The sequence below is a fragment of the Klebsiella sp. MS 92-3 genome (genome assembly GCF_000195655.1).
Lineage (GTDB): Bacteria > Pseudomonadota > Gammaproteobacteria > Enterobacterales > Enterobacteriaceae > Klebsiella > Klebsiella pneumoniae.
The window spans coordinates 14,799-19,843 of sequence record NZ_GL882811.1; the positions used below are offsets into that span (position 1 = coordinate 14,799).

At 59.8% G+C, this 5,045-nt stretch carries 4 protein-coding genes and 1 pseudogene; 1 reads left to right on the top strand and 4 read right to left on the bottom strand.

The genetic code is table 11. The features are described 5' to 3' along the window. Together HMPREF9538_RS33345 and galB are read right to left on the bottom strand one after the other, a co-directional pair. Positions 1–98 (bottom strand): annotated as a pseudogene (locus HMPREF9538_RS33345) (4-carboxy-4-hydroxy-2-oxoadipate aldolase/oxaloacetate decarboxylase); the annotation flags it as partial. Beyond that, positions 95–835 (bottom strand): 4-oxalmesaconate hydratase, encoded by a 741-nt coding sequence (gene galB / locus HMPREF9538_RS13380; protein ID WP_009485165.1) that lies wholly within the window; start codon positions 833–835, stop codon positions 95–97. The pseudogene HMPREF9538_RS33345 and the gene galB, both read right to left, overlap by 4 nt. A 127-nt stretch (positions 836–962) precedes the next feature. Between galB and HMPREF9538_RS13375 the strand changes: the two genes are divergently transcribed. Beyond that, entirely contained in the window at positions 963–2,189 is a 1,227-nt protein-coding gene (locus tag HMPREF9538_RS13375; protein ID WP_002923147.1) for a LysR family transcriptional regulator, read from the top strand. On the opposite strand, the gene HMPREF9538_RS13370 is transcribed toward HMPREF9538_RS13375, so the two are convergent. Beyond that, complete coding sequence (locus HMPREF9538_RS13370) at positions 2,186–3,448, bottom strand: gallate dioxygenase (RefSeq protein ID WP_009485166.1); 1,263 nt, start codon at positions 3,446–3,448, stop codon at positions 2,186–2,188. The two genes, HMPREF9538_RS13375 and HMPREF9538_RS13370, sit on opposite strands and share 4 nt — an antisense overlap. A gap of 13 nt (positions 3,449–3,461) precedes the next feature. Continuing rightward, positions 3,462–4,832 (bottom strand): MFS transporter, encoded by a 1,371-nt coding sequence (locus tag HMPREF9538_RS13365; protein WP_002923153.1) that lies wholly within the window; start codon positions 4,830–4,832, stop codon positions 3,462–3,464. Positions 4,833–5,045 lie beyond the last annotated feature (213 nt).

Genomic DNA, 5,045 nt, shown 5'->3' on the forward strand with positions numbered 1-5,045 from the left:
CCCCCCCCCCCCCCCCCCCCCCCGGGCGCGCACAACCCCGCCTCGTCATGGCGCGGCAGGTGGCGGATCACAAGGCCTTTTTTATTTAACAGGTTCATGCCAGGTTCTCCGTTACGCGGGGGAAGATGCTCTGGAAGGCTTCGCCGTGAACGATATCGCGCGCGGCCGTGATGCCGATATTGCGCTTGGCCTGCACCCCGCGCTGCAGCGCCACGCGGGTGTAGTATTCCCACAGATGCTCCTGACCCTGCATGCACTGAATGGCCTGATACTTTTTCTCCCAGACGGCGGTGATGTCCAGCAACACATCGGGTTTCCAGTTGCACTGCTCCGGCTGGTGCGGTTCGAAACAGTAAACCAGGGGAGCAGCGACAATTTTCTCGCCAGGGCGATAGCCTTCTGCCTGGGCGATAATCCGTGCTTCCTGCGCCAGATGGGAGGCCAGGGGGTGATCGTAGTTATAGGGATCGTGCAGGGAGTGCGTCAGGACAAAGTGGGGCTGGATACGGCGATACACATCCGCCAGACGAAATAGCGTCTCTTTATCGGCGCGCAGCGGATAATCGCCGATATCAAAGAATTCGACGCTAGCGCCCAGGATCGCGGCGGCGGCCTGCGCCTCTTCGCGACGCACCTGCTTCACCGCCTCCTCGGTCATGTTGCCTTTACGCCACAGTTTGGCGGACTCGCCGCGCTCGCCAAAGGATAAACAGACCACATGGACCTGATAGCCCTGCAGGGCATGCAGCGCTATCGCACCGCCCGCGCGCCAGACGAAATCGGCCGAGTGGGCGCTGACGACAAGGGCACTTTTTTCGCTAACCGGATGAGACATGATGGCTTCCTCTGTTGTTTTTTTCAGCTTGTCATGTCCCGTCGTGGGGAGGTAATTCGTTAACTTGCGAAGGCTATGATTTTTATTTATGTTGTCGTCTCACTCACTTTTTCAGGCCTGACGAACAATGCTAAAGAGAAAGCACGATAAAATTATAAATATCATGCAGCTGCGCTTTTTCTGTCAGGTCGCGCTGCGCGGTAGCGTCTCACGCGCGGCCGATGACTTATTCCGCACGCAGTCAGCGATAACCCGGGCTATTCGCGATCTTGAAGCCGCGTTGAACGTCACGCTGTTCGAACGCCATTACAGCGGCATGGTGCCCACCGAGTATGGCAAGTGCATCCTGCCGCGCGCCCGGCGGGCGATTGACGACCTGCAGGCCATCCCGGCGCTGCTGCAGAAGCACCATACCCGCAGCAGCGGCCCGCTGGCGGACGCCGGCTGGCTGTTCAATACCCGCCGCTTAGCCATTTTTATTCAGCTCTATCACGTCAACCATACCCAAACCGTCGCGCAACAGTTGGGGATCACTCAGCCGGCGGTCAGTGCCGCGCTGAAGGTCCTGGAAAAAGGAGCGGATTCGGCGCTATTTCGCCGGACGCCAGAGGGGGTGCGTCCCACGCCTGCCGCGGAGCTACTCTATCCCCCGGTGAGCAGAGCGCTCAACGAGCTGGAAAACATCTGGAGCGATCTCGCTGCCCGTCGCGGGGTGCTGGAGGGCACCGTGCGCATTGGCGCCCTGCCGCTGAGCCGGACCCGGCTACTGCCCTCCGCCATCGCCGCCTTTCTGGCCCAGCACCCGGGCATCACCCTCATGACCAATGAAAGCCCGTATGAGTCGCTGGTCGCCGATATGCGGGCAGGTAATATCGATTTTATTATCGGCGCCCTGCGCCAGGATGAAGATCTCCCGGACCTCTGTAGCGAAGCGTTATTCGAAGAGGATATGTTGATTTTACTGCGTAATAACCACCCGCTGCTGCGCCATCCGGACCCGCGCAGCCAGCTGGCGACAGCGCAATGGGTGCTGCCGCGCGCCAACGCGCCGGCGCGCAATTTGCTGGATAAGGCGTTTGTCACCCTGGGGCTGCCGCTGCCCCAGCCGACGGTGGAGACCGGGGATGCGGCGATGGTGCGAGGATTGCTGCAGGGCTCCGACATGCTGGCGGCGGTCTCCGCCAGCCAGATGCGTTTTGAAACTGACAATGGGCTGCTCAGCGTGTTGCCGGTTCCCCTGCCCGATACCACCCGGCGTATCGGGCTGACGTTTCGCGCCGGTAGCCTGCCCTCCCCGGCGACGCAGGCGCTGTTGCGTTTTATTTATCAGCAGGTTCAGGACGGGGCCGTTTAACGTTTACCCGCCACCGAATAGGTTACCTGCTGGTTGCGCGTTTGCTGAAACGCCTCCAGCGTCTGCCCGCGCATCGCGGCGTAAATATGCAGGTTGGATACGCCGACCACCGCGCCCATTTTCTCCAGCAGGAAGAAGCTGGCGCCATACTGAATTAATCCCCGCCAGTCGCGCGCGTTGAGCAACTGCTGTTCCTCCTCACTCAGTCCGGCTTCGGCATAAAGCGACTGAGGCGACTGCAGAAAACGTTCGCGCCAGGCAGGCTCAATCAGCCGATGCAGGAAACGGTTAAGCCGCAAGCCATTCAGGCTGCGCTCGTGGGTAAAAGGATAGGTTCCCGGCAGTTTCTCCACCCCGGCCAGCTGCTGCGCCATATGCTGGCGATGGCGCGTCAGGGTATCGACGGGGGGCAGGCGCGCATTGTTCTCAAGGATCAGCGTGGCGATACCGGTCATCGACGGCAGGTAATAGTCGCGCCAGGTTTCGGTGACATTGGCTGATAGCGCGCCGCGCATCACCAGCCACATGATCACTTCGGACCCCTCCATCCCCCCCAGCTCGGCATATTCGCCAAGGGTCATTTCGGTAAGCTTTTCCGGGTCATTAACCAGCATATCTACAAACTGGGCATCCCAGTCGGGATTATTAAATCCGCAGCGCTCGCCATGAACCTGATGCGAGAGCCCGCCGGTCGCGACAATCGCCACATTGATATCTTCCGGGAAGCTTTCAATCGCCCGGCGCAGCGCCTGGCCGAGTTTGTAACAACGGCGCGCGCTCGGTACCGGAAATTGCAGCACGCCGATCTGTAACGGGATCACCGCCGTCGGCCACCCCAGCGCTTCATCCCAGGGCAACAGCGCCGAAAGCGGCGAGAAAAGGCCGTGGTCGAGCTTTTTATCCATAAAGAACGACATATCAAACTCGTCGGCCATCAGGCTGGCGCCAATGTGCCTTGAGAGCGCCGCGTTGCCCTGGACCGGCGGCAGGCAGCGCGGTCCGCCGCCCTCATCGGCAACGTCATATTGACTATCGATTCCCAGCGTAAAAGTCGAATAGTGATCGAAGAAAAAGGCGGTCACATGGTCATTAAAGATGTACACCAGCGCATCCGGTTTTTTCTCCTCCAGCCAGCGCTGCAGCGGTTCGAAGCTCTGGAAGATCGGCGCCCACGCCGGGTCCTGCTGTTTATGATGATCGACCGCGAAGCCGATAGTCGGGGTATGAGAGACGGCGATACCGCCGAGAATGTTAGCCATCAGATAACTCCACTTATCGGTGTTCGAGGGGGGATGACAAAGCGTCAAGTTCTGCCTCTGTGAGTCGAGGCTTAGCGTGATTCATACGGTGCAACAAAATACAGATCCCCGCCAGGCAGGCCGGCAGCGCAAGCACCAAAAAGATCGACGAGTGTCCCGGCACGGCCAGCATCAGCATCCCGCCCAGCGTGGAGCTGAGGATAGCCCCGGTACGGCCTATACCATGCATCCAGCTGACTCCGGTAGCGCGGATCTCGGTTTGATAATAGGCTGGCGAATAGGCCTGCAGACCGTTCTGCGCGCCGTTAATGCACATCCCGCTGATAAAAATCAGCACCGACAGCGCCGCCGAACCGAAATCCATCACCCCCTGGGACAACAGGCACAGACAGCCGAGGAAATAGGTTGCCGCAATCACGGCTTTCGCCGAAGCGCGATCCATCAGCATACCGACAAGGATCCCGCCCAGCGGGCCGCCGAGCTGGAACAAGCCGGTCATCATCGCCGCCTGCTGCAGCGACAGGCCGCCGGAGCGGAGAATGGTTGGCAGCCAGCCGTTCAGCAGGTAAATCACGAACAGCCCCATAAAATAGGTTAACCACAGCGCTATCGTGCCGCGGGCATAGCCATGCCGGAACAGCTGCGCCACTTTGCTGCTCCGCGTGATGGGCGGCGCATTCAGCTGGAAAACGGTTTCAGCCGTAAACTGGCCCCCAAGCCGGTTAAGCGCCCTGGCAATCTGCTCGCCCGGTAGTCGGCGCGCCACCATGTTCATCGCCGACTCTGGCAACATCACGATCATAAAGGGGAGCACCACGAGCGGCAGCACGCCGCCAAAAACCAGCGCCGAGTGCCAGCTGTAATGCGATAACAAACCGGCGGCGATAAAGCCGCCGAGGCCGGAACCCACGTTAAAACCGCTGTACATCAGGGTGATCATCACCCCTTTACGCCGCTCCGGCATATATTCCGCCACCAGCGTGACGCAGTTGGGCATTACGGCGCCAAGGCCAAGGCCGGTGAGAAAACGCATCAGCGCCAGCTGCGTCGGGCTTTGCGCCACGGCGCCGGCCAGGCTGAACAGCGCAAACAGCGCCACCGACCAGAGTAAAATTCGCTTTCGGCCGTAGCGGTCAGAAAGCGGACCCGCTACCAGGGCGCCAATGGCGACGCCGAACATGGCCGCCCCAAGAATCGGCCCCATTTCGGCCCGGCTGATGCCCCAGTCCTCAATGAGCGCCGGGGCGACAAAGCCCATCACCGCGGCGTCATACCCATCCAGCATAATGATGATGAAACAGAGCAGCAGCACGTTCCATTGAAAGCGCGAGACCGGGCGGGTATCTATCCACGCTTTCACATCGACAACGTTCGTGTGATTCATAGGGTGACTTCCTCAAGCAGGCGGTACGAATGTTCTGGTTAGTGTTTTTTGAGTGGAACTTTCGTACTCAACTTAAGGCAGGTCACGCAGGCTGTCCGGTTCGAAAATCCGGCGTCAGATATGAGTTTTATTTATAATGTGAGGGATACGACAAAAACCAGCCAGCAAAAAACCCGCAGCCAACGGCGGCGGGGCAGGGCAAGAGCAGCGGTT